The following is a 23264-nucleotide window of genomic DNA, read 5'->3' as shown; positions in this document are numbered from 1 at the left end:
CTACAGCGGCTCAATGAACCGCATCGGCGGACGGTTCCACCCTCGACGTTTCCGCACCGCCGCGCCCAGCCGAATCCGCAGCTCCGCCGCCTCGCCGGGCGTCCCACCACAGACCGGCGGCGGTGGCCAACGCCCCCACGCCCTCCCAGGCCGCCACCCCGAAGAACCGGCCCGGGGCCACGTCGGCCAGCACCGCGAGGGTGAACACCGTGAAGGTGACCAGACGGAAGACCACCGTGAAGCGGTAGAAGGCCCGCCACTCGGTGGCGGTGGCCAGCAGGTAGTAGACCCCCATGTTGAACGAGGCCATCGAGGAGGCCGTCACGAAGACCCCGGTGTAGTCGCCGGCCATCCGGGTCTCGGGTATCTCGAAACCGAGCATCCCCAGCAGCGCCTCCGGCCAGAGCAGCCCGACGGCCCCCATCACCAGCGCCAACACACCGAACACCGCGATCGTCCAGCCGGCAACCGAGCGCGGCAGCCTCATCTCATGCCCTCCCCTGTCGGCGTGACCGTCCACATCGACGGCCGCGTGCACCATGCACGCTATCGGCCGACTCCGACGGACAACATCACCGAAACCGACAGAACTGCATCTGCCGTACCAACTCGCCGCAGCATCGACGGAGTTCGTCGTACGTCCGGGGAGGAGTTTCAGCGCAGGCGGCCGAGCAACTCCTCGGCGGCGGCCCGCTCACTGCGCTGCTCGGTGGCGTACGCCAGGTGGACCGCCTCCTCGGCGCGGGTCCTCGCCTCGGCCCGGTGACCGCAGGCGGCCAACGTCTCGGCGAGCACGCTGAGCCCGATCACCTGGCTGCGCACGTCCTCCGCCGGCATCTGCACCGCCCGCCGGGCCCAGTCCAACGCCTGCTCGGGCTGTCCATGGGCGAGCAGGGCGCAGGCGTACCGGGCCATCGACTGGCGTCGGGAGAACAGCAACGAGGGGGTACCGGCCGCCGCGGTGGCCACCGGCGCCAGCAACCCGACCGCGGTGGCGGAGTCCCCGGCCGCCAGTCGGGCGGTCGCCAACAGCACCCGGGGCGCCACCTGCGCGGGGGCCTGCGGATTGTGCGGCTCGACGCTGGTCAGCACGGCACGGGCGTCCCGTTCGGCGGCGGCGCCGTCGCCGGAGTCCAACGCCACGAAACCCCGCAGGGTGCCGGCCATCCCGGTGAGCAGCGGATGACCCGTACGGCGGGCGTAGGACAGGGCGTCGGTCAACAGGTCGGCGGCATGCTCCGGTTCCCCCAGCCCTCGGGCGATCACCCCGCGTACCACCAGTGCGAAGCCCTGCCCCCAGTCGTCCGAGACGGCGGCGAACTCCCGGTACGCCCGCCTGGCCTCCTGATCGGCGTCGGCCAGCTCGCCGAGTTCGGCCTTGGCGTACGCGTCGACCGCCCGCAGGGTGCCCACCGCCCAGGCCTCGCCGACCCGCTCACCGAACGGCAGGAAGACCCGGGCCAGCCGGTGCGCCTCCCGCAGCCGACCGGCCAGCAGCCGGGCGAAGGCCGTGGTGCCCCGCAGCCACGCCCGGCCGTAGGGGTCCTTGAGTTCGGCGAAGAGTCGCGCCGCCCGACCGAGGACGGCGTCCGTACCCGCGAAGTCCCCCCGGGTGGTGGTCACCCAGGCCAGGTTCTGCAGGGACCAGGCCTGCCCCCGGCGGTCCTGGGCGGCCAGACTGACCTGGTACGAGGCGGCCAACCGGCTGCTGGCCTGACCCAGCCGGCCGGAGATGAAGTCCGCCATGCCCAGTCGCCGCATCGCCGAGGCCCGCAGGGCGGGCAGGTCGGCCTCCGTGGCCACCTGCAGCGCCTCCCGCCACCAGGTCTCCGCCCGACGCAGGTCACCCATCACCTGCTGGGCCTGCCCGGCCAGCAGCAGCGCGCCTACCCGGGTGGCCGCCTGGTCCCCGGCGTTGGCCGCGATCTTCTCGGCGTAGGCCAGGGCGTCGGCGGCCCTACCGACCTGGAACAGGGCCCGGGCGTGCACCACCCGGTCCGCACCCGGCACCTCGCCACGGGCCAGTTCGGCCGCGCGCTCGGCGTACTCGACCGCCAGGGCCGGCTCACCCTCCTGCAAGGATCGGCGGGCGGCCCGGCCCAGCGCCGCCACCCCAAGGGGCAGGACCGCCCGGGCCGGGGCGTCCGGGCGCAGGGTCACCGCGTCGGCCAGGGCGGTGGCCCGTTCCACATGGGCGGCCACGAAGTCGTCCCGGGCCGCGTCGGCGAAGCCACCCGGGCCGCCGGTCGCCCCCTCCCGGGGTGCCGCCCACCGGGCCAGGGCGGCGTGCCGTTCGGCCAGTTCCGCCTTGCTGACCCCGGAGTACGCCGCCTCCCGCATCAGGGGGGTGGCGAAGGCGAACCCGGTCCGGGTGCGGTGCAGCATGCGGCGTTGCAGCAGCTCCTCCACCGCTCGTTCCAACTCCACCGCGACCACCGCCGCCGGCCGACCGTCCCGGCCCGCGCGTTGTTCCCGCAACACCTCCAGGGCCCCGTCGGGCACGGTGTCACCGACCACGGCCGCGTCCCGCAGCACGGCCCGGGCCTGTGGCGGCAGGGCGTCGATCCGCGCCGCCAGCACGGCCGCCAGGTCCCGGGAGAGCAGTCGACTGCCCAGCGAGCGGGGTGCCAACCGCCAGGTGTTGCCCGCCCCGGCGGTCAAGGCCCCCCGTTCCATCAGCAGGGTCACCAGTTCGGCCAGGTAGAAGGGGTTGCCCTGGGCGGTGGCGAGCAGTCGGTCGGTGTCGGCCTGGGGCAGCCGCCCACCGCCCAGATAGCTGGTGAGCAGCCGGGCCGCGTCGGCGCCCCGCAGCGGCGGCAGAGCGTGCACCTCGGCGTCGGCCACCCGGGTCAGGGTGCCGGCGGTGCGTACCAGTTCGGGTCGGCCCAGCAGCAGCACCAGGACCGGGCCGCTGAGCCGGGACAGGGTGACCTCCAGCGCCTGGATGGTCTCGCTGGTGGCGTCGTGCAGATCGTCCACCACGACCATCAGCGGCGCCTCCGCGGCGAGCGCGCTGAGCAGGTCCGCCACCGCGTTCGGCACCGCGTCCGCGTCCGGCGGCGGGGCGCCGCTCCAGTCGACCTGGTCGGTGCCGGCAGGCAGTTCGGCGTACCCGAGCAGGGCCAACAACTGGTCGACGGCGACCGGGGTGGGCTCGGGGCGGGACCGGCTGAGGCGCTGTCCCAGCCGACGCAGCCGCTCCTCCACGGCCGCCCGGGTGACCGCGGTGGCGGTGTCGTTGGGCAGGCCGGCAGCGGCGCGTACCAGGTCGGCCAGGGGGGCCAGCCGGCGACGTTCACCGAAGGCGGCACAGCGTACGGACAGCACCCGGGCCCCGGTGTGGGTGGCGTACCGCCCGGCGCCCACCTCGTAGCCGGCGGCTAGGCGCTCCACCTCGGCGGCGAACCGGGACTTGCCGATGCCGGCCTCGGCGGTCATCAGCAGCACCCGGGGCTCACCCCGGTCGATCACCTCGGCCAGTCGCCCGGCCACCCGGCCGATCTCGGTCTCCCGGCCGACATAGGGTGCCTCGTCGCCGAGGCCCGACCGGGTCCCCGGGGCGTCCAGCAGGCCGAGCAGCTCGTACGCCTCGACCGGCTCGCGCTTGCCCTTGAGCCGCAACGGCCGCAGCGCCCGCCAACTGGCCACATGTCGGGTGGCCGCGGCGGTGCGGGCCCCCGCGTAGACCGCGCCGACGGCGGCGGCGTCGGCCAGCCGGGCGGCCGTGTTCACGGTGTCCCCGATGACGGTGTACTCGATGGCGGCCTGGATGCCGGCGATCACGTCTCCGGTGTTCAACCCGACCCGCAGCCCCAGCGGCGCGCCGCCACCCCGCTCGTCGTCCAGCACCCGGCGCACCGCCCGCTGCATGGACAGGGCGGCGCGCACGGCCCGCTCGGCGTCGTCCTCATGGGCCACCGGGGCACCGAAGACCGCCATGATCCCGTCGCCGGTCAGCTTGTCGACATGCCCGCCGAAGGTCTTCACCGCCCCGGCCAGGGAGGCCAGCACCCGGTCGGTGACCGCGCCCACCCGCTCCGGGTCCAGATCCTCCGACCAGGAGGTGAAGTCGGACAGGTCGCCGAAGAGCACGGTCACCACCCGGCGTTCGGCGGCCGGCAGGGTCGCGGCAGCAGGCAGGGCGGCACCACAGTTGTGGCAGAACCGGGCCCCGGGTACGGCGACGGTTCCACAGACCGGGCAGGTCACGGTGTTTCCAACCCCGGGGTCTCAGTGCCGGATTCCCGGCCGAGATATTCCAGTTGGGCGCGGACGGACCACTCCGCCGCCCACCACAGCGACCGGTCCACGTCGGCGTAGACCTTCGCGACCACCTCCGCCGCGGTCTGTGCGCCCTCGTCCAGGGCCAGCCGGACCTGGTCCAGCCGGGCACGTCGGTGGGCCAGGTAGAAGTCGGCGGCGGCACCGCAGTCGGCCAGCGCCGGGCCGTGTCCCGGCAGGGCCGGGATCCCCCGGTACCCCGAGAGCAGTTCCAGACTGGCCAGGTAGTCGCCGAGGTGACCGTCCGGGTGGGCGACCACGGTGGTGCCCCGACCCAGGATGGTGTCGCCGGTCAGCACCACCTGTCGACCCTCCTGCTCGACCAGCAGGCAGATCGAGTCGGCGGTGTGCCCGGGGGTGGGCACCAGCCGGATGGACAGCCCGCATCCCTCGCCGCCCAGTTCGGTGCCGTCCGGCCCGTCGCCGGTCAGGGGCGGGGCGTCGATGCTGTGCGCCGGGTCGACCGCACGCACCGGCACCCCACCGAGCAGTTCGTGCAGCCGCGGGGAGCCCTCGGTGTGGTCGGAATGCCCGTGGGTGATCAGGACCAGACCGATCGGCCCCTCGGCGGCGATCGCCGCCAGGTGCCCCTCGTCGGCCGGCCCCGGATCGACGAGGACCCCGTACGCCGCACCGGGCGCCCGCAGCAGCCAGGTGTTGGTGCCCTCCAGCGTCATCACGCCCGGATTGGGTGCCCGCAGCAGCGTCGCCCACTCCGGAAGTTCGCTGGCGAGGGCGGTCACCGCCCCCGTCACATGCCCTCCCATGGCTGCGATCGTACGACCCCCACCCCCTGCCCCCGCGATCTTGCACTTTCGGTCGCCGGTTCGACCTGATTAGCGCCCTTCGTCCCGACCAAAACTGCAAGATCGCGGGGATGAGGGGGTGGGGGTGAGGGTGAGGGAGGGGGTTAGGCGACTTCGACTATGGCTTCTACTTCTACGGGTGCGTCCAGGGGGAGTTCGGCTACGCCTACGGCGCTGCGGGCGTGGCGGCCGGCCTCGCCGAAGACGGCACCGAAGAGGTCCGAGGCACCGTTGATCACGCCGGGCTGGCCGGTGAAGCCCGGGGCGCTGGCGACGAACCCGGTCAGCTTGACGACCTTGACGACGTTCTCCAGGCCGACCAGGGCGTCGATCGCCCCCAGGGCGTTGAGGCCACACTGCTGGGCCAACTGCTTGGCCTGCTCGGCGGAGATGCCGGCGCCGACCTTGCCGGTGGCCAGCAGCTTGCCCGCGGCGATCGGCAGTTGCCCGGATACGTAGACGTGCTGACCCGACTGCACCGCCGGCACGTAGCTGGCCACCGGCGGAACCACCTCCGGCAGGGCCAACCCGAGCTCGGCCAACTTGGCGTGCGGCCCGTTGCTCATGCCTTGGCCCGCTTCAGGTACGCGACGAGTTGCTCCGGGTTGGGTCCGGGTACGACAGAGACGAGTTCCCAGCCGTCCTCGCCCCAGTTGTCGAGGATCTGCTTGGTCGCGTGGACCAGCAGCGGAACGGTGGCGTATTCCCACTTCTGCATCGGTGGAGAGCTCCCTCGGTGGCATGGACACTTCCGGCCACAGCCTACGGTCCACCGGTCGGCCGGGAGGCGGGACGCTACTCGGGGGCGGTCGGCAGTTCCCCGCAGGGGCCATGGTGGTCGTACGGCTGAGGACACCGGGTGCGGTCCGGCAGGGGCAGATCGCAGAAGACCCGGTGTCGGTTGTTCTGGTCGTCGGCGGTGGACACCTCGGTCTCCCCCGCGTCCAACTCGGGCAGGAAGTTCAGCGAGGTGGCCACCCAACCGGCCAGGCTGGTCGCCGTGGTCAGGTCGGTCACCTTGATCGGCAGGTGGATGACGTACCCGGGGTCCTCCTCCCGTGCCTCCAGCGGCTCCGGGCCGGGCGGGTCGACCGGACGCCGGTACGACCGTTCGTTGACCGGCAGCCGGCCGGAGGAGCCGACCCGCTGGGCCCGGGGCTGCAAGGGGGTTCGGGGGGTGTTCTCCGTGTCGCGCATGCGCTTCCTCCGGGCGTCGTACCTGGTCACGGCGCCGCCTGACGGCCCGGAGTGGTTGCCTGCGACCCCGGCCCGAACGTGCCGGAGCGACCGTAGGACGACCCGCTGGTCCCATCAACAGGACGCGCGTATCCGACTGAGTTCGGTCGCATTTGCGACACTCGTCCAGCAGATTGCTGATCGCGCCCCGGCACCGGAGGCACCACGCCCCCCGCGCTACCCGCTCAGACCGCTACCCTTCCGGTCTGGACGGGCGCGCGGCCCGGCCGCCCGATCCCACGGCTCGCCAGCGCCACGCGGCGACGCACCCACACCGGGGGGACGCGATGACCCAGCCACCCACCAGCGGCCCGAGCGGCCCCGTGAACCTGCCGCCGACCCCACCCGGTCAGCCGCCGTACCCGCCGACCGGTCAGCCGCCGTACCCACCCGCTGGTCAACCACCGGCCGGTCAGCCGCCGTACCCGCCGACCGGTCAGCCGCCGTACCCGCCGGCAGGTCGACCGCCCCGTAAGCGCGGGGCCCTGCTGGCCGCTCTGGCCCTCGCGGTGGTGCTGCTGCTCTGTGCCGGCGGTGGGGTGGCCGCCTTCCTCACCCTGCGCCAGGCCGAGGCCGGCGAGGGGGCGCCGGAGCCCTCGGTGGCGGTGGACGAGTTCCTCACCGCCGTCTACCAGGAGCGGGACGCGGCGAAGGCGGCCCGCCTGGTGTGTTCGGCCGCCCGGGACCAGGAGAAGATCCGCGCCAAGGTCGCCGAGGTCGAGGAGTACCTGTCGGCCCACCAGAGCCCCCGGTTCCGCTGGGACACCCCGACGGTGAACAACGAGACCGGCGACCGGGCCACGGTCACCGCCACCGTGACGGTGACCACGGCCGACGAGAAGATCGCCGACCAGGCGCTGCGCTTCACCGTGATCCGCAAGACGGGCTGGTGGGTCTGCGAGGTGGCCTGAGGCCGTCGGGTGGATAGGCTCGTCAGGTGGGAGCGAAGCAGCGACCGGCCGAGCGGGCCGGCACCGATTGGCCCGCTCGTCTGCACGTGGTGACCGGCAAGGGCGGCACGGGCAAGACCAGCGTGGCAGCCGCCCTGGCCCTGGGCCTGGCCGCTGGTGGGCGTCGCACCCTGCTGGTCGAGGTGGAGGGGCGCCAGGGCATCGCCCAACTGTTCGGCACCGACCCCCTGCCGTACGCCGAGCGGCACCTGGTCGAGGCACCCGACGGTGGCGAGGTGTACGCGCTGGCGGTCGACGCCGAAGAGGCGCTGCTGGAGTACCTCGACATGTTCTACAAGCTCGGGGCGGCCGGGCGGGCCCTGCGCAAGCTGGGCGCGATCGACTTCGCCACCACGATCGCCCCCGGGCTACGGGACGTGCTGCTCACCGGCAAGGTCAAGGAGGCCACCACCCGTACGGTCGACAAGCGGCGGGTGTACGACGCGGTGGTGCTGGACGCACCCCCCACCGGCCGGATCGGCCGCTTCCTGAACGTCACCGCCGAAACCGCCCGACTGGCGAAGGTGGGCCCGATCAAGACCCAGAGCGAGGGGGTCGCGGCACTCCTGCGCTCACCGATGACGGCCGTGCACCTGGTGACTCTGCTGGAGGAGATGCCGGTGCAGGAGACGGTCGACGCGATCGGCGAGCTGGCCTCCCTGGGCTTCGGAGTCGGCAAGGTGATCATCAACGGGGCTCGGCCGCCGCTGCCCACCGGAGGACTGGTCACCCAGTCGGAGCTGACGCGTGGGCTGCGTGCCGCCGGGCTGCCGACCGAGGGCAGGATCGTCGCCGGGCTACACGAGGAGGCTCGTGACCAGGTGATTCGCCGGGAGTTGGAGGATTCCCTGCGGGCCGACCTGGTGGAGGTCGGGGTACCCCTCCTGGAGTTGCCGTTGCTGCCCGGCGGGGTGGACCGCGCCGGCCTGGACCTGCTCGCCGCGGCGCTGGTCCCAGGCGATTGACTCACACCTGACGCCGGCCCCACGCGCGGCCGGGGTTGGCCCGATACGCTCGATTGGTGCCTTCCGACAACGCCGCGCCGCCGCTGGACGTCGACCAGATCCTGGCCGACCCCGGCGTACGCATCGTGGTCTGCTGTGGGGCGGGCGGAGTGGGCAAGACGACCACGGCCGCAGCGCTCGCCCTCCGAGCGGCTGAACAGCACGGCCGGCGGACGGTGGTGCTCACCATCGACCCGGCCCGACGGCTGGCCCAGTCGCTCGGCCTGACCGAGCTGGACAACACCCCTCGGCAGGTCAAGGGCATCGACGTCGAGACCAGCGGCGGCGAGTTGCACGCCATGATGCTCGACATGAAGCGCACCTTCGACGACGTCGTGCTGGCGCACACCGATCCGGCGAAGGCAGCGGAGATCTTCGCGAACCCCTTCTACCAGGCGATGAGTTCCACCTTCTCCGGCACCCAGGAGTACATGGCCATGGAGAAGCTGGGCCAGCTGCACGCCCGGGGCGAGTGGGATCTGATCGTGGTGGACACCCCGCCGTCCCGTTCGGCGCTGGACTTCCTCGACGCACCCGCCCGGCTGTCCCGGTTCCTCGACGGGCGGATGCTCCGGCTGTTGCTGGCCCCGGCGCGTACCGGGGGACGCAGCATGTTCAGCCTGGTCACGGCGTCGTTCGGGATGTTCTCCCGGGTGGTGCAGAAGGTGCTCGGCACCCAACTGCTGACCGACCTGTCCGGCTTCGTCGCCGCCCTGGACTCCATGTTCGGGGGCTTCCGGCAGCGCGCGGAGCAGACGTACCGCATCCTCCAGGCCCGGGAGACGGCCTTTCTGCTGGTCGCGGCGCCCGAGCCGGACGCGGTCCGGGAGGCCGCCTATTTCGCCGGCCGGCTCCGCGAGGAGAAGATGCCGCTGGTCGGTCTGGTGCTCAACCGGGTGCACCGCCCGGCGGTTGCCGAATTGGACGCGCAGACCAGCCGGGCCGCCGCCGACCGGCTGCGGTCCGTCGGGGGCCATGAGGGCACCGTCGAGGTGCTGCTCGCGCATGCCGCCCTGGCCGAGCAGTCGGTACGCGAACAGCAGGTGGCCGCGCGGTTCACGGACGAGTTTCCGCAGGTGCCGACCGTGTCGGTGACGGCGCAGCCCGCCGACGTGCACGACGTCGACGGGCTACGCACGATCGCAGCGGCGATCAGCCGCTCCTGACTCCGGGCGTCGGTGCGGCGATCAGCCGCCCTGGACCCCGGGGCCGGTGCGGCGATCAGTCGTTGCCGACCGCGCCGGTGGTGACCAGGATCTTGTCCTTGCCGCTCTTGTCCTTGGCGTTCTTCTTCATCGCCGCCTCGAACATCTTGCGCCAGCTGGCTACCTGCGGATGGCGGCGCAGCAGGGCCCGGCGTTCGCGTTCGGTCATGCCGCCCCAGACGCCGAACTCGATGCGATTGTCCAGCGCGTCGGCCAGGCACTCGTACCGGACTGGGCAGCTACGGCAGATCCGCTTCGCCACGTTCTGTTCGGCGCCCTGTACGAACAACGCGTCCGGGTCCCCGTTCTGACACGCCGCCAGCGACGGCCAGTCAGTGATCATGCCCATCTGTACTCGTCCCCCCTTGCAGTACTACCGACGCCGTCGCGGGCCAGCCGGCATTTCCCCCGGTCGTCCGGCACACCTCACCCCAAGGCGGCACGGACGACTCATGTGGCGCTGTCGCCGCCCTCATCATGCTCTGTAGTTGCCCGATTACGCAACGTTGTCGGCCAAATCCATCATTCCGGACACTCCCGGCTTCTCGGGCTCGGGCCCCCCGCTTACCCCACCGGAGTCCACGAAAACGCTGCGAGTCGCCCCCGCACGGAGGAAACTCGACTGGATCACGCAACCGGACACCCGGTGTCACGCGTTTAGCACAACGAGGCCGGCGCGCGCAGGAAATGGGGAAAAGACGCCCCAGCGCCCCTCGTTACCTGTTCGCGTACCCTGACGAGGTGACCTGGATGCGGAAACGTGACCACAATGTCCTGACCAATGCCGCATCGCTGCTCATCTGCGGGCTGTTGGCCGGCGTGGTGGTCGCCGCCGCGGCCTTTCCCGCAGTGGCGATGTCAGGCCTGGCCGCGAAGGCCGGAGCGGACACCTTCGGTGCCCTGCCCAGGGAACTGACCCTGGCCCGCCCTCCCCAGATCAGTTATCTGCTCGCCTCCGACGGCAAGACCCCGCTGGCCACCATGTACGACGAGAACCGGCGGGAAGTGAAGTTCGACGACATCTCCCCGCACATGCGGGCCGCGATCATCGCCGCCGAGGATCACGACTTCTACAAGCACAACGGAGTCGATCTCAATGGGGTGGCTCGGGCCTTCGTCAACAACAGCTCCGCCACCAACGACCGGCAGGGCGCCTCGACCCTGACCATGCAGTTCGTCCGGATGAGCATCGCCTATTCGGCCACTCATCCCGCCGACGTACTGGCCGCTACCGAGGACACCAGCGCTCGTAAGCTGCGCGAGATGCGCTACGCGATCCAGCTCGACAAGGAGCTGTCGAAGGACGAGATCCTGGAGCGCTACCTCAACCTCGCCGCCTTCGGCAACGGCGCGTACGGCGTCTTCGCCGCCAGTCAGGTCTACTTCAACAAGAAGCCCAAGGACCTGAAGATCGAAGAGGCCGCCATGCTGGCCGGTCTGGTCAAGGCCCCCACCTCCTTCGACCCGACCACCAAGAGCGGCTACCCGCAGGCGGTCGCCCGGCGCGACTACGTCATCGACAACATGGTCAAGACCGGCGCGATCACCCAGCAGCAGGCCGACGAGGCCAAGGCCGTCAAGCTGGTGGTCAAGGGCAAGCGGGCACCGAACGGCTGTGTGGCCACCAACAAGAACGCCTGGGGCTTCTTCTGCGACTACTTCTACCGCTGGTGGATGTCGCAGGAGACCTTCGGCTCCACCACGTACGACCGGGAGCGGCGGCTCAAGAGCGGCGGCTACACCATCGTCACCACCCTGGACAAGCAGGCCCAGGACGGCGCCGACAAGGCGGTCCGCGCCGCCAAGCCGGTGACCTCCAAGGAAGCGGTGATGATCGCCGTGGTCGAGCCCGGCACCGGCCGGGTACGCGCCCTGTCGGTGAACCGGAACTTCAAGCTCGACAACCCGAACAACCCGAAGAACCGCCCGCACAGCGATCCGGTCCAACGCAACAAGGGCAAGCTCGGCAACTATCCGAACACGGTGAACCCGCTGCTCACCGGCGGTGACGGCATCACCGGCTACCAGGCCGGCTCGGTGTTCAAGATCTTCACCATCGTGGCCGCGCTGGAGAAGGGCATCCCCCTCAGCTACTCCATCAACGCGCCACAGCAGTTCAAGTCCGAGTACATCCTCCGCCAGGGCGCCCCGGCCACCTGTCCGGGCACGCACTTCTACTGCCCCACCAACTCGAACAAGCAGCCGGGCGGCATCAAGGACATGTGGAGCGCCTTCTCGGCCTCGACCAACACCTACTTCGTGCCCCTGCAACAGCAGGTAGGTGCGGCGAACGTGGTCGACGCGGCCAAGCGTCTGGGCATCCAGTTCCGGGTCAGCGAGGAGAACCGCTGGGCCAACGACAAGACGGCCGCCAACCAGTGGGGCGCGTTCACCCTGGGCGTCACGGACACCACGCCGCTGGAACTGGCCAACGCGTACGCCACCCTGGCCGCCGACGGCAAGTACTGCGAGCCGATCCCGGTGCAGGAGATCCGCGACCTGGACGGCAACAAGCTGGACGTGGCCAACCCGCGCTGCGAGAAGCGAGTCAGCACGGAGGTGGCCCGGGCGGCCGTCGACGCGGCCCGCTGCCCGGTCGGTGACAACTCCTCGACCAGCAAGTGCGGCGGCAGCCGTACGGCCGGCGAGGGCCGCTGGATCGTCGGCAAGCCGATCGCCGGCAAGTCCGGCACCACCGACGGCGAGAAGAGCGCCTCCCTGGTCGCGATGACCAAGCAGTACGCGGTGGCCGGCATTCTGGCCGACCCGGACTGGCCGCAGACCAACGTGAAGATGAAGCACAAGCCCACCGACGGCATCAACCCCCCGGTCTTCCAGACCCTGAAGGCCGCCATGAACGGCAAGAAGGCGATCAACTTCGAGCCACCCGGCCAGAAGATCGCTCTGGGTGACCAGCGGAGCATCCCCGGGGTCCGGTGCCTCAGCATCGATCAGGCGAAGTCCCGCCTCTCCGGTGCCGGCTTCACACCGGTCGTGTCGAGCAGCCGGGTCGCCTCGGACTGCCCCGCCGGCAGCGCCGCCGGCACCAGTCCGGAGGGTCGCACCATCAAGGGCGGCATCGTGATGATCACGGTCAGCGCCGGTGGCGGTGGCGGCAACGACGATGACGACGACGGCGGCGGCAATGGTCGACCGGGCAGGCCGCCCACCCGACCGGCACCGGGCCGGCCTGGCGGCTGACCGTCACCCCGTAACGCCGATCGGGCGGGCACTCCTCACGGAGTGCCCGCCCGATCCTCGTGTTTTGACCGTTGTGTGGGCAGGGTGGTCTGGCGGTGTGGTGTGGGTGTGTTCGTGGTGGTGTGGGGGTGGGGTGTTATTTGCCCTTGTGGATGGCGTTTTTGCGGATGACGGGGTAGCGGGTGCGGCGTTTGCGGCGTTTTCCGGCGGGGCGGCCGGGTCCGGGGTGGCCGGGTTTCGGGTGGCCTGGTGGTTGCCAGGCGTTGCGTAGAGCGGGCGAAACCTGTCGGCGGGTCTGGCCGGGAGTCGGGGTGGTGGTGGCGGGTTCCCAGGGCAGCCGGTGGTGGGTGAGGTGGGTGCGGGTGCAGAACAGGTGTAGGTAGGCGTAGGCGTGTAGGCGGAGCCAGGTGGTCAGGGTGTCGGGTTGGCGGGGGTGGAAGTCCGGGGCGTGGGCGGTGGTCTTCAGGTAGCGGAAGTAGTGCTCGATGTCGTAGCGGGTCAGGTAGGTCATGACGAGGGTGAGCAGGTCGTGGCGGGTGCCGGAGTACCAGAGTGCGAGGTCGCCGGCGCGGCGGCTGGGGCGTAGGTGCTGGACTCGGGCGAGGAGCACGGTGCCTTCGACGATCGGGAGGGTGGTCTGGTCGGTGAAGCCGCGGCTGGTCCGGGTGAGTTTGGGGTGGACGTGGTGCCAGGCCCGGACGGTGACGGTGCCGTAGATGCCGACCGGGCCGCTGACACCGGCGTCCGGGTGTAGGTCGGGTTCGCGCAGGGTCAGCCGGAATCCGTGTCGGCGGGGCCGGCCTCCGAGGGTGCGCGGCCCGGCGTTCGGGTCTGGTCCACATGGTCTGCGAGGTCGCGAGCCTGACCAGGACGTCCGCGGGAATCCTGCGTTCGCGGATCAGGTGGGTGATCCGGGCCGCGGGGTAGCCGGAATCGAGGAGGAACAGCGACGGGTCGCCCGGGCGGGCGCCGTCGGCTGCGCAGACCTGTGCGATGTGGCCGACGGTGACCTCGACCAGGTCGTCGTCGGAGGTGATGCGGTCGACCAGGACCGGCACGACCCACGAGTCCGGGGTCAGGGTCAACCGGACGACGTGCTGATACCGCCACCCGGTCTTGATCAGCGCCGCGCCGCGCGGGCCGCCCGGGGTGTACTGCGGTTGCCGGTCCGGGCTGGTCGGCGCGTTCGGCCGGGGCCAGGCGGTGGTGTCGACGGCGTACACCCGCGGCAGGCCGGCACGCTGAGCGATCCGGCACGCCGCCCGCAACGCCCGGCCGGTGTCGATCTCACCGTCGCGTAACGCCCGGTACGCCGCGGCGTGCCCGGTCACGGTGCCCAGCGACAGATGCGCCGGGCAGCCACACCGTCCCTGATCGGCGGCCAACTCGTCGACCAGCGAGAACAACGTCCTCGACCGGGACACGAGGACGCCCTCGTACAACTCCCGCCGCCACGAATCCAACAAGATCCGGCCCAGCCCCTGTCACCGGTACCGGTAGCCGTTACTCTGCTCATCGAGGACCCTGCCCATTGATGATCTTTGTGTGAGAACTCAGATCATGGACAGGGTCCTCCCCATTCCGCTAGACCTCGACCACCACGAATCCCCCCGATGGTCAAAACACGAGGATCGGGCGGGCACTCCTCACGGAGTGCCCGCCCGATCGCTTTTTGCTGTACCGCCGGCGGGTCAGAGGCCCAGCTGGCGGCGTACCTCGCCGGCCACCCGGCCACCCTCGGCCCGGCCGGCCACCGCGGCCTGGGCCGCCTTCATCGCCGGGCCCATCTGGGCCTTGCCGGTGAAGCCGCCCGCGGCGAGCGCCCCCGCGACCAGGTCGGTCAGCTCCGCCTCGGAGAGCTGCTGCGGCAGGTAGCGCTCCAGCACCTCGCCCTCGGCGGTCTCCTTGGCGGCCTGCTCGGTGCGGCCCGCCTCGGCGAAGGCGGTGGCGGCCTCGCGGCGCTTCTTGGCCTCCTTGGTCAGTACGGCCAGCACCTCGTCGTCGCTGAGCTCACGCTTGGCCTTACCGGCGACCTCAGCCGTGCCGACGGCGGCCAGGGCCATCCGCAGGGTGGAGGTGGTCAACTCGTCGCGGGCCTTGAGGGCGGCGCGCATGTCGGTGGTCAGGCGGTCCTTCAGCGTGCTCATGGACGCCCAAACTACCCTGATCGCCATGCGAAAGCGCACAATATTCCGGCTCGCGACCGCCACCGTCGCGACGGGCGCCGCCGCCCTGGCGTACGCCTCCCTGGTCGAACGCAACATGTTCACCCTCCGGCGCTTCGACGTCCCGGTGTTGCCGGCCGGCACCGAGCCGCTGCGCGTCCTGCACCTGTCCGACCTACACATGACCCCCAACCAGGTACGCAAACAGCACTGGGTGGCCTCGCTGGCCGCCCTGGACCCCGACCTGGTCGTGGTGACCGGCGACAACATGGCCCACCCGGAGGCGGTACCCGGGGTCCTGCGGGCCCTGCAACCCCTGCTCGACTACCCCGGGGCCTTCGTCTTCGGCTCCAACGACTACACCGGCCCGGTCTGGAAGAACCCGTTCAGCTACTTCCTGCCCGAGCGGGAGTACACCGAGGGGGTCGAGCTGCCCTCCGAGGAGCTGCGGGACGTCCTCGTCGGGGCCGGTTGGGCGGACCTGAACAACCGGCGGACCACAGTCAAGGCGGGTGGCCGGGCCATCGACATGGCCGGCGTGGACGACCCCCACGTCGAACGCGACGACTGGGGCGCGGTGGCCGGCGCGGTCTCCCCCTCGGCGGATCTCTCCATCGCCCTTACCCACTCCCCCGAGCCGGCCCTGCTCGACGAGATGGCCGCCGACGGGTTCGCCCTGCTGCTCGCGGGCCACACCCACGGGGGTCAGGTCTGTGTCCCCGGGGTGGGCGCCCTGGTGACCAACTGCGGCCTGCCCCGCTCGATGGCGAAGGGCCTGCACCGCTGGCCCGGCTCCGACTCCTGGCTGCACGTCTCCGCCGGCCTCGGCACCCACCCGACCGCCCCGGTCCGGTTCGCCTGCCCCCCCGAGGCCAGTCTGCTGACCCTGATTCCGCGCTGAGCCTGATCCACTCCGTTACGGCGATACGGCGGTAACCAGCCCCGGCTGACCCCGCCATTCCGGCGTAACGGAGTGGATCACCGCTGGCCGGGGTACCGAGTTTGACCGTCGGAGCGGGTGGGCTACTATTTGTCGGCACGCCTCGGGGTGTGGCGCAGCTTGGTAGCGCGCTTCGTTCGGGACGAAGAGGTCGTCGGTTCGAATCCGGCCACCCCGACCAGAGGTAACAGCCATCAGGGCTGGCTTTCCGTCACGGAGAGCCAGCCCTGATTGCTTAAGGCGTACCCCGGCGGCGGGCCAGGGCTTGGACGGGCAGGCGGGCGGGATGCCGGGTAGCCTGACCCGGGTGCGGATCATCGCGATTGTGTTCGGCCTCGTTGTCGTGACGACCGCCGTCGTGCTGGTCTCCATGATCGTGACGGCCAACGCCCGACGACGAAGCCGTGCCCTGGAGGCCTCCGCCCGGTGGGCGGTACGTCACTACGCCATCCCGGGTCGCGGGCACACCGTCGTAGGGGTGGCGCTGACCGACTCCGAGGGCCGGATCCGTGGTGAGCATGTGGTCGCACGTATACCGGACAACGCGCAGGACTGGCAGCGCGACTTCGTCGCCGCTCGGCAGGAGGCCGAGGAGCGTGCCTTCCACCTCAACATCGACCGGCCGCCGATCGAGGGCTGAATCCACGCGAGAGGCCCCGGTGCCGGCCCTCGGACGGGGCCGGCACCGCGTACGGGCTCAGCAGTTGGTGTAGCCCTTGCCCTTCTTGCTCCACGAGCACTTGTCGATCTGCTTGCCGCTGGCGTTTCGCAGGTACGCGGTGTCGCCGGTGTTGTTCCAGATGTAGTTGCCCGAGCCCCAGTACCGGGTGCTGGCGGTGTTCTTGCCCTTGCCGGTACGGATGATGACGCTCTTGCCCTTGCCGAGCTTGAAGTCGCCGCTGAACTTGTAGACGTGGTTGGCCTTGTCCCGCAGGGTCCAGTTCTTCAGGTTGATCGTGCTGGATCGGCGGTTGGTCAGCTTCACGTACTCGGCGTTGCGGCTGGCGTTCGAGCGGTTGTCCGTACCCGGCGAGTCGTAGTACACCTTGGTGATCTCGACCGCCGGGGTGGCGGCCTGCGCCGGGGTGGCCGCGACCAGCGAGCCACCCACCGTCATGGCAACCGCGGTGATGAGTCCGAGAAGCCTTCTCGTCATGCGTCTACCCCCACTGAGAGCGCCGTGAACGGCGCGGTTTGATTACGCCGACGCGCGTGACCGCAGCGAGGTTAGCGACGAAGCCCGGCGACGTGAACATCCACGAGGGTCGCGCCGAGGAATACGATCCGAGCGGCGGAACCGGGCCTCCGCCCGGCTCGCCTCAATCGGCCAATATGGACGGTCGCGATCGACCGAGGTCCAGATCCCCATCCGCCAAAGGGCGACCGCAGCCGACCGAACCGACTGCGGTCGACCAGAACGCTGGTCAGTACCCGCAGGTCATGCCGGCGGTGTGACTCACCTGCACGGTGTGGGTGACACATCCCCGGTCGCTGACCTGGTGCAGCAGCAGGGCGGTCGGCTCGGCCACCCAGCCGATCTGCTCCTCCTCCGTCATCGTCAGAGTGGCCTGCCGCCAGGTGCTCGGCGCGACCGTCAGCACCGTGCCGGCGAAGGCGGTCGTCACCGGCCGGTGCAGGTGGCCCGCGGCTACCCGTACGACCTGGGGGTGGCGCAGCAGCACCTCGGCCAGGGCGTCCCCGTCGGTGAGACGGATCTCGTCGGCCGCCGGAATCCCCACCTCTACCGGCGGATGGTGCAGGCAGACGATCGCCGGCACGTCGGGGCGGGCGGTGAGCACCCCGTTGAGCCAGTCGAGTTGCTCCGCGCCGAGCCGACCGGCATCCGAGCCGGGAACCAGCGAGTCGAGCATCACCAGGGTCAGCCCGGGCCGCTCGACCTGGTAGTAGGCCGAGAAGCCGCCCCCCAGGCAGGGGGTGCCACCGAAGGCGTCCAGCAGTGACTCCCGGTCGTCATGGTTGCCGGTGGTCAGATACAGCGGCAGCGGGAAGCGTCCGATCACCTCCCGCAGGGCGGCGTACTCGTCCGCTCGACCATGGTCGGCCAGGTCCCCGGTGATCACCACACAGTCGGGCCGGGAATTGAGCGCCAGGACCCTACCCAGGGCGTGATGCAGCCCGGCCACCGGCTCGGCGCCGAGCGCCCCTGCGGTGAGGTGCGGATCGCTGAGGTGGGCGATGAGCATGGAGAGCCTCCACTCGACCGGAACCCTCACGCTATCGCTGCGGCAGCCTCCCCGGGGGCCGGTCCACAGGCCTCGTCCACAGCCTGTGGATAGCACATGTGTACGAGCATCAGCCTGCTTCCGCACACCATGAGTACGCTTGATCAGCGCCCCGGTACCCGGCCGGGACCCCTACCTACCTGGAACGACGCACAAGTGGATCACCCGCAAGTCATCCGTGACGTCACGGTCCGTCTCTCTCTGGCGCCGACCGTCGCCGAGGTCTGCCAGGCGAGCGTCGACGCGCTGGCCCGCTACACCCCCGCGACCATCGCCGTCCTGCTGCACGTCAACGGCCGACTCCGCTGCGTCGCCGCCACCGGGTCCTGGCAGGTCTTCGCCACCGTGGCCCCGGACGCCGGGATCGTCGGCCGGGTCTTCACCGGCGGCAACCCGGCCATCGTCCCGGACGTCACCGCCGACACCGACCACATCCCGGTACGCCCCGACGTCACCGCCGAGGTCTGCGTTCCGATATGTGATCCGGCGGGCCGCCGCATCGGCGTACTCGATTTGCAGTGGACCGGCCCGGCCGACCTGGCCGCGTGGCGGGCGACCGCCGAGCGGGTAGCCGGCCGGCTGGGCGCCCGGATCATGGCGCTCGGCGGGCCGGCGGAGAGCCGCGGTGAGAAGCTGCTGCGGCACGCCACCGCGATGACCTCCGCCACCACCGAGTATGACCTGCTGGCCACCGCCATCCGGGCCGCCCGGGACGTGTCCGCCCTCGACACGGCCATCCTGGTGCTCGCCGGCCGCAGCGGGCCCCGGCTCAGCGAACCGACCGCCACCCCGGGCGAGTTGGAGACCCGGATGCGCGCCGAGCTGACGGAGGCCGGTCCGCAGGCGATGCGTGCCATCATCGCCCGAGCCCATCGGTACGGCGCCGGTCACACCCTCGGCGAGGCCGGTCACCCACCCGTCGAGGAACATGAGCCACTGGTCCGGGCCGGGGTACGCACCCTGGTGGCGGTGCCGGTGGGGCCGCCCGAGGGCGGTGGGGTGCTGCTGGTAGCCGACGAACGGCTGCTGCGCCCGGACTCCCAGACGGTCAACCTGCTGGAGCTGCTGGCCGGCCAGGCCTGGAGCTGCCTGGACCGGTTGCGCACCCTGGAGCGGTTACGGGAGCAGGCCAGCTCCGACCCCCTCACCGGGCTACGGCACACCGGCCCGTTCGGGCAGCGGATCGCCACCGTCACCCCGGGGCGTACCGCCCTGCTGGCGATCGATGTCGACGGCTTCAAGACCGTCAACGACACGTACGGCCACCAGGCCGGTGACCGGGTGCTGGTCGGCCTGGCCCGGGCCCTGGAAGGCGCGCTGCGCCAAGGCGACGAGCTGTACCGCATCGGCGGGGACGAGTTCGTCGCCGTGATCGAGGTCAGCCGCCCCGAGGAAGCCGTCCGGGTCGCCGAACGACTAACCGCAGCCGCCCGCGGCATCGGCCGTACGATCAGCGTCGGAGTCGCCCTCCCCCGCCCCGGTGAGTCCCCCGAACTGACGCTACGCCGCGCCGACCAGGCCCTCTACGCCGTCAAACGCCAAGGCCGCGACGGCGTCCGCCTCTCCGCCGCCTAACCCCTCCCCACCCGGGCCCCCTCCCGCCCCTCTCCGCGTTGATCATGAGGTTAGCGGCAGTTGTCGATCTCCACACTGCCGCCAACCTCATGATCAACGCCGCAAAGGCGGGGGGCCGGGGGGGGGAGGGTTAGGGGTGGGTTGTTAGGTGTTTGGCTAGGAGTTCGGCTATTTGGGTGGTGTTCAGGGCGGCGCCCTTGCGGAGGTTGTCGCCGGTGACGAAGAAGTCGAGGGCCCGGGGGTCGTCCAGGGCGCGGCGGATCCGGCCCACCCAGGAGGGGTCGGTGCCTACGGCGTCGATCGGCATGGGGAACTCGTCCGTGGCCGGGTCGTCGACCACGATCACCCCGGGGGCGTTGCGCAGCACCTCACGGGCCCCGTCGGCGTCGATCTCGGTGGCGAAGACGGCGTGTACCGCCACCGAGTGACCGGTCACCACCGGTACCCGGACGCAGGTGGCGGAGACCTTGAGGTCCGGCAACCCGAGGATCTTGCGCGACTCGTCGCGTAGCTTCATCTCCTCGGACGACCAGCCCTCGTCGGCCAGCGAGCCCGTCCAGGGCACCACGTTGAGCGCCAGGGGGGCCGGGAAGGGACCGAGGTCGTCGCCGACGGCCTGCCGTACGTCGCCGGCCCGGGAGCCTAGGGACCGGTCGCCGGCCACCTTCGTCAACTGGTCGTGCAGGGCGTCCGCACCGGCCCGGCCCACCCCGGAGACCGACTGGTACGAGGCGAGCACCAGCTCACGCAGCCCGTACTCGCGGTGCAGGGGAGCCACCGCGACGATCATCGCCAGGGTGGTGCAGTTGCCGTTGGCCACGATGCCGCGCGGCCGGTGACGCAACTGTTCGGGGTTGATCTCCGGAACCACCAGGGGGACGTCCGGGTCCATCCGGAAGGCGCCGGAGTTGTCCACCACGACCGCGCCCTGGCGGGCGGCGATCGGTGCCCAGTGCGCGGCTACCTCGTCCGGTACGTCGAACATCGCCACGTCGACGCCGTCGAACGCCTGCTCGGTCAGGGCCCGGACGGTCAGGTCCTCGCCCCGGCAGCGGATCGTCCGCCCGGCCGACCGTTCGGAGGCCAGCAGGCGGATCTCACCCCAGACGTTGCGCCGCCCGGAGAGCAGCTCGCACACCACCGTGCCGACGGCTCCCGTCGCCCCGACCACAGCCAGGGTGGGCAGCCCGGCCACCCGCGCTACCGTCCTGTCCCCGCGTACACCACAGCCTCAGTGTCGCCCCCGAGGTCGAATGCCTCGTGGATGGCGCGTACGGCGGCGTCCAGGTCGGTGTCCCGGCAGACCACGGAGACCCGGATCTCCGAGGTGGAGATCATCTCGATGTTGACCCCGGCCTGGCCCAGGGCGGCGAAGAAGCCGGCGGCGACCCCGGGGTGCGAGCGCATCCCGGCCCCGATCAGGGAGACCTTGCCGACGTGGTCGTCGTAGAGCAGGCCCTTGAAGTTGACCGCCTCCTTGATCTTGCTGAGGGCCGCCATCGCGGTGGGCCCGTCGGCCTTGGGCAGGGTGAAGGAGATGTCCGTACGCCCGGTGCCCTCGGTGGAGACGTTCTGCACGATCATGTCGATGTTGATCTCGGCACCCGCTACCGTGTCGAAGATCCGCGCCGCCGCGCCCGGCTCGTCGGGCACCCCGACGATCGTGATCTTGGCTTCGCTGCGGTCGTGGGCCACTCCGGTGATCAGCGCCTGCTCCACGGGAAGCTCCTCCATCGATCCGGTGACCATCGTGCCGGTGTTTGTCGAGTATGACGAACGGACGTGGATCGGCAGCCCCGCCCGGCGGGCGTACTCCACGCTGCGCAGGTGCAGGACCTTCGCACCGCAGGCGGCCAGCTCCAGCGTCTCCTCGTAGGTGATCTGCTTGATGTGCCGGGCGTTCGGCACGATTCGCGGATCGGCGGTGAAGATGCCGTCCACGTCGGTGTAGATCTCGCAGACATCGGCGTTCAGCGCAGCGGCCAGCGCCACCGCCGTGGTGTCCGAACCACCCCGCCCCAGGGTGGTGACGTCCTTGGTGTCCTGGGAGACCCCCTGGAACCCCGCGACGATCACCACCGCACCTTCGTCCAGGGCGCCCTTGAGCCGCCCCGGGGTGACGTCGATGATCCGCGCCCGGCCGTGCACCGAGGTGGTGATCACGCCCGCCTGGGAACCGGTGAAGGAGCGGGCCTCGTACCCCAGGTTGTGGATGGCCATGGCCAGCAGGGCCATGGAGATCCGCTCCCCGGCGGTGAGCAGCATGTCCAGCTCGCGACCGGGCGGCAGCGGACTCACCTGGTTGGCCAGATCGAGCAGTTCGTCCGTGGTGTCACCCATCGCGGAGACCACGACCACCACGTCGTCGCCGGCTTTACGGGCGGCCACGATCCGCTCGGCCACCCGCTTGATCCGCTCGGCGTTGGCGACGGAGGACCCGCCGTACTTCTGCACCACGAGTGCCACGACGGTGCACTCCCTCCCGGTTGCTCGGAGCGTGCCGGCAGGCTTTGGCGGCCGGCACAGGGGCTGAGCGTGCCGACGCCGCCGGCACAGAGGCTTGGCGTGCCGACGCCGCCGGCACCGGGGCCGGCGGCGCGGGTCGGACCAAGTCAGCGTATCGGTCCCCTCTGACCGCCGGGTCAGGTGATCCCACGATCCGGCCCAGGTACTGGGGTGAGGTGGCGCACGACACGCCGGAAACGGGTGCCCGCCCGGGGGTGTCCGCGCGACGCCCACAACGCCGAGAATGACCGGGTGTACGCCCACCGTCCGGCTCGCCGTCGGGTCGCCCCGCTCGTGCCTGCCCTGCCCGTGCTGACCCTGTCCGCGCTGCTCGCCGCCTGCTCGGCAGATCCGCCCGCCGACCCGACGCCGCCGACCTCGGCTCCCCGCCCGGTGGGGATGGACGCCGCCCGCGACGAGTTGGCCGCCCTGGCCGCCGCCGCCCAGGATCGGCACCTGGTCGCCCGCTACACCCTGCGGGTCGACGGGGCCGCCGACCGGTTGATCCAGGTGACCAGCGCGAACGACGGCAGCTGGCGGGTGGATGTGCCCGGCGGGGCCCTGGGTGGCCAGGCGGACATCGCCCTGGCGGCCACGACCGACGGGCTGTTCCAGTGCGCCCTGCCCACCCCGACCCGGCCGGAACCCCCGAGTTGCGTACGCCTCGGCGAGCGGGACGACACCCTGCCCCGGCGGCTGGACCCCCGGGTGCAGCACCCCTTCACGGACTGGCTGGACGTGCTGACCGACCGCCGGGCCCCGCTGTCCGTCTCGCCGGCCATGGCACCGGAGGGGGCCGGCGGCTCCTGCTACTCCGTGGAGACCACCGCAGCCTCGATCAATCCGCCGCTGGATGTGGGGATCTACTGCTTCGACGCCGACGGCACCCTGACGGCGGTACGCGCGGCCTTCGGCACCCTGATGCTGACCGGTACCCCGGAGCCGGCCCCGGCCTCGGTGCAGTTGGCCGGCCCGGTGGTGGAGGGGGACCCCCTGGGCCTGGCGGCCCCGGTCACCGAGGCACCCCCGACCGGTACCGGTGAATCCCCTGATCAGGAGGCCACCGGAACGCCCTGATCGGCCATCCGTTACGGGTGCTTTACCCCACATTCAGCTACCCGCAGCAAAGCGATCAAATGCCCCATAGGGGACA

General features: G+C 71.2%; 21 protein-coding genes and 1 tRNA gene. 9 read left to right on the top strand and 13 right to left on the bottom strand.

The features are described 5' to 3' along the window. Positions 1 to 10: 10 nt before the first annotated feature. From OIE53_RS23915 to OIE53_RS23890, 6 genes are all read right to left on the bottom strand, one after another. A complete protein-coding gene (locus tag OIE53_RS23915) occupies positions 11 to 487 on the bottom strand; it encodes a hypothetical protein (protein ID WP_327023733.1) in 477 nt (158 codons plus the stop codon). A 167-nt stretch (positions 488 to 654) separates the two neighbouring features. Next, positions 655 to 4209: an adenylate/guanylate cyclase domain-containing protein gene (locus OIE53_RS23910; protein WP_327023732.1), complete on the bottom strand. Its 3555-nt coding sequence runs from the start codon at positions 4207 to 4209 to the stop codon at positions 655 to 657. After that, positions 4206 to 5048 carry an MBL fold metallo-hydrolase gene (locus tag OIE53_RS23905; RefSeq protein ID WP_327023731.1) on the bottom strand — a complete coding sequence of 281 codons (843 nt, stop codon included), beginning with the start codon at positions 5046 to 5048 and terminating at the stop codon, positions 4206 to 4208. Before OIE53_RS23905 ends, OIE53_RS23910 begins: the two co-directional genes overlap by 4 nt. A 143-nt stretch (positions 5049 to 5191) precedes the next feature. Further along, positions 5192 to 5653 carry a RidA family protein gene (locus OIE53_RS23900; RefSeq protein ID WP_327023730.1) on the bottom strand — a complete coding sequence of 154 codons (462 nt, stop codon included), beginning with the start codon at positions 5651 to 5653 and terminating at the stop codon, positions 5192 to 5194. Then, the gene (locus tag OIE53_RS23895; protein WP_012184767.1) at positions 5650 to 5805 is read right to left on the bottom strand and encodes a DUF4177 domain-containing protein; all 156 of its coding nucleotides are present in this window, start codon (positions 5803 to 5805) and stop codon (positions 5650 to 5652) included. Before OIE53_RS23895 ends, OIE53_RS23900 begins: the two co-directional genes overlap by 4 nt. A gap of 77 nt (positions 5806 to 5882) precedes the next feature. Beyond that, positions 5883 to 6284: a hypothetical protein gene (locus OIE53_RS23890; protein ID WP_327023729.1), complete on the bottom strand. Its 402-nt coding sequence runs from the start codon at positions 6282 to 6284 to the stop codon at positions 5883 to 5885. A gap of 326 nt (positions 6285 to 6610) precedes the next feature. On the opposite strand from OIE53_RS23890, the gene OIE53_RS23885 reads away from it, so the two are divergent. Genes OIE53_RS23885 through OIE53_RS23875 form a run of 3 tightly spaced genes read left to right on the top strand, consistent with a single transcriptional unit; the run spans position 6611 to position 9443 of the window. Further along, a complete protein-coding gene (locus OIE53_RS23885; RefSeq protein ID WP_327023728.1) occupies positions 6611 to 7234 on the top strand; it encodes an Rv0361 family membrane protein in 624 nt (207 codons plus the stop codon). 26 nt (positions 7235 to 7260) lie between these two features. Beyond that, positions 7261 to 8238, top strand: coding sequence for an ArsA-related P-loop ATPase (locus OIE53_RS23880; protein ID WP_327023727.1), 978 nt, complete (start codon positions 7261 to 7263; stop codon positions 8236 to 8238). A gap of 53 nt (positions 8239 to 8291) precedes the next feature. Then, on the top strand, positions 8292 to 9443 hold the full coding sequence (locus OIE53_RS23875; RefSeq protein WP_327023726.1) for an ArsA family ATPase: 1152 nt from the start codon (positions 8292 to 8294) through the stop codon (positions 9441 to 9443). Between the two features lie 55 nt (positions 9444 to 9498). On the opposite strand, the gene OIE53_RS23870 is transcribed toward OIE53_RS23875, so the two are convergent. Continuing rightward, positions 9499 to 9831, bottom strand: coding sequence for a WhiB family transcriptional regulator (locus tag OIE53_RS23870; RefSeq protein WP_013736324.1), 333 nt, complete (start codon positions 9829 to 9831; stop codon positions 9499 to 9501). Positions 9832 to 10232: 401 nt separating this feature from the next. Here OIE53_RS23870 and OIE53_RS23865 point away from each other — a divergent pair, with 401 nt between their 5' ends. Next, positions 10233 to 12683: a penicillin-binding protein gene (locus OIE53_RS23865; RefSeq protein WP_327023725.1), complete on the top strand. Its 2451-nt coding sequence runs from the start codon at positions 10233 to 10235 to the stop codon at positions 12681 to 12683. Positions 12684 to 12819: 136 nt separating this feature from the next. Here OIE53_RS23865 and OIE53_RS23860 read toward each other — a convergent pair whose 3' ends face one another. Beyond that, complete coding sequence (locus OIE53_RS23860; RefSeq protein WP_327023724.1) at positions 12820 to 13293, bottom strand: hypothetical protein; 474 nt, start codon at positions 13291 to 13293, stop codon at positions 12820 to 12822. A 1081-nt stretch (positions 13294 to 14374) separates the two neighbouring features. Next, positions 14375 to 14830, bottom strand: a complete 456-nt coding sequence (locus OIE53_RS23855; RefSeq protein ID WP_327023723.1) for a GatB/YqeY domain-containing protein — start codon at positions 14828 to 14830, stop codon at positions 14375 to 14377. A gap of 25 nt (positions 14831 to 14855) precedes the next feature. On the opposite strand from OIE53_RS23855, the gene OIE53_RS23850 reads away from it, so the two are divergent. From OIE53_RS23850 to OIE53_RS23840, 3 genes are all read left to right on the top strand, one after another. Further along, positions 14856 to 15749 (top strand): metallophosphoesterase, encoded by an 894-nt coding sequence (locus OIE53_RS23850; RefSeq protein WP_327023722.1) that lies wholly within the window; start codon positions 14856 to 14858, stop codon positions 15747 to 15749. 143 nt (positions 15750 to 15892) lie between these two features. Then, a tRNA-Pro gene (locus OIE53_RS23845) sits at positions 15893 to 15969 on the top strand. Between the two features lie 126 nt (positions 15970 to 16095). After that, entirely contained in the window at positions 16096 to 16428 is a 333-nt protein-coding gene (locus OIE53_RS23840) for a hypothetical protein (RefSeq protein WP_327023721.1), read from the top strand. A gap of 57 nt (positions 16429 to 16485) precedes the next feature. Here the strand turns inward: OIE53_RS23840 and OIE53_RS23835 are convergent, their stop codons facing one another. Together OIE53_RS23835 and OIE53_RS23830 are read right to left on the bottom strand one after the other, a co-directional pair. Next, positions 16486 to 16944 carry a lamin tail domain-containing protein gene (locus OIE53_RS23835; protein ID WP_327023720.1) on the bottom strand — a complete coding sequence of 153 codons (459 nt, stop codon included), beginning with the start codon at positions 16942 to 16944 and terminating at the stop codon, positions 16486 to 16488. A 268-nt stretch (positions 16945 to 17212) separates the two neighbouring features. Further along, positions 17213 to 17992, bottom strand: coding sequence for a phosphodiesterase (locus OIE53_RS23830; protein ID WP_327023719.1), 780 nt, complete (start codon positions 17990 to 17992; stop codon positions 17213 to 17215). A gap of 195 nt (positions 17993 to 18187) precedes the next feature. On the opposite strand from OIE53_RS23830, the gene OIE53_RS23825 reads away from it, so the two are divergent. Next, complete coding sequence (locus OIE53_RS23825; RefSeq protein WP_327023717.1) at positions 18188 to 19606, top strand: sensor domain-containing diguanylate cyclase; 1419 nt, start codon at positions 18188 to 18190, stop codon at positions 19604 to 19606. 130 nt (positions 19607 to 19736) lie between these two features. Here the strand turns inward: OIE53_RS23825 and OIE53_RS23820 are convergent, their stop codons facing one another. Then, positions 19737 to 20801: an aspartate-semialdehyde dehydrogenase gene (locus tag OIE53_RS23820; protein WP_327023716.1), complete on the bottom strand. Its 1065-nt coding sequence runs from the start codon at positions 20799 to 20801 to the stop codon at positions 19737 to 19739. Between the two features lie 5 nt (positions 20802 to 20806). Beyond that, positions 20807 to 22072 (bottom strand): aspartate kinase, encoded by a 1266-nt coding sequence (locus OIE53_RS23815; RefSeq protein WP_327023715.1) that lies wholly within the window; start codon positions 22070 to 22072, stop codon positions 20807 to 20809. Between the two features lie 291 nt (positions 22073 to 22363). Between OIE53_RS23815 and OIE53_RS23810 the strand changes: the two genes are divergently transcribed. Further along, positions 22364 to 23188, top strand: coding sequence for a hypothetical protein (locus OIE53_RS23810; RefSeq protein WP_327023714.1), 825 nt, complete (start codon positions 22364 to 22366; stop codon positions 23186 to 23188). Positions 23189 to 23264 lie beyond the last annotated feature (76 nt).

The organism is Micromonospora sp. NBC_01739 (genome assembly GCF_035920385.1).
Lineage (GTDB): Bacteria > Actinomycetota > Actinomycetes > Mycobacteriales > Micromonosporaceae > Micromonospora.
Note: the sequence above shows the minus strand (reverse complement) of the source record. Positions and strands in the feature narration are given on the sequence as shown.

Excerpts from the sequence above, each read along its gene's own strand:
- OIE53_RS23835 (WP_327023720.1), bottom strand. The coding sequence starts at position 16,944 with ATGACGAGAAGGCTTCTCGGACTCATCACCGCGGTTGCCATGACGGTG.
- OIE53_RS23915 (WP_327023733.1), bottom strand. The coding sequence starts at position 487 with ATGAGGCTGCCGCGCTCGGTTGCCGGCTGGACGATCGCGGTGTTCGGT.
- OIE53_RS23895 (WP_012184767.1), bottom strand. The coding sequence starts at position 5,805 with ATGCAGAAGTGGGAATACGCCACCGTTCCGCTGCTGGTCCACGCGACC.
- OIE53_RS23855 (WP_327023723.1), bottom strand. The coding sequence starts at position 14,830 with ATGAGCACGCTGAAGGACCGCCTGACCACCGACATGCGCGCCGCCCTC.
- OIE53_RS23865 (WP_327023725.1), top strand. The coding sequence starts at position 10,233 with ATGCGGAAACGTGACCACAATGTCCTGACCAATGCCGCATCGCTGCTC.
- OIE53_RS23890 (WP_327023729.1), bottom strand. The coding sequence starts at position 6,284 with ATGCGCGACACGGAGAACACCCCCCGAACCCCCTTGCAGCCCCGGGCC.
- OIE53_RS23885 (WP_327023728.1), top strand. The coding sequence starts at position 6,611 with ATGACCCAGCCACCCACCAGCGGCCCGAGCGGCCCCGTGAACCTGCCG.
- OIE53_RS23905 (WP_327023731.1), bottom strand. The coding sequence starts at position 5,048 with ATGGGAGGGCATGTGACGGGGGCGGTGACCGCCCTCGCCAGCGAACTT.
- OIE53_RS23870 (WP_013736324.1), bottom strand. The coding sequence starts at position 9,831 with ATGGGCATGATCACTGACTGGCCGTCGCTGGCGGCGTGTCAGAACGGG.
- OIE53_RS23850 (WP_327023722.1), top strand. The coding sequence starts at position 14,856 with ATGCGAAAGCGCACAATATTCCGGCTCGCGACCGCCACCGTCGCGACG.
- OIE53_RS23900 (WP_327023730.1), bottom strand. The coding sequence starts at position 5,653 with ATGAGCAACGGGCCGCACGCCAAGTTGGCCGAGCTCGGGTTGGCCCTG.
- OIE53_RS23830 (WP_327023719.1), bottom strand. The coding sequence starts at position 17,992 with ATGCTCATCGCCCACCTCAGCGATCCGCACCTCACCGCAGGGGCGCTC.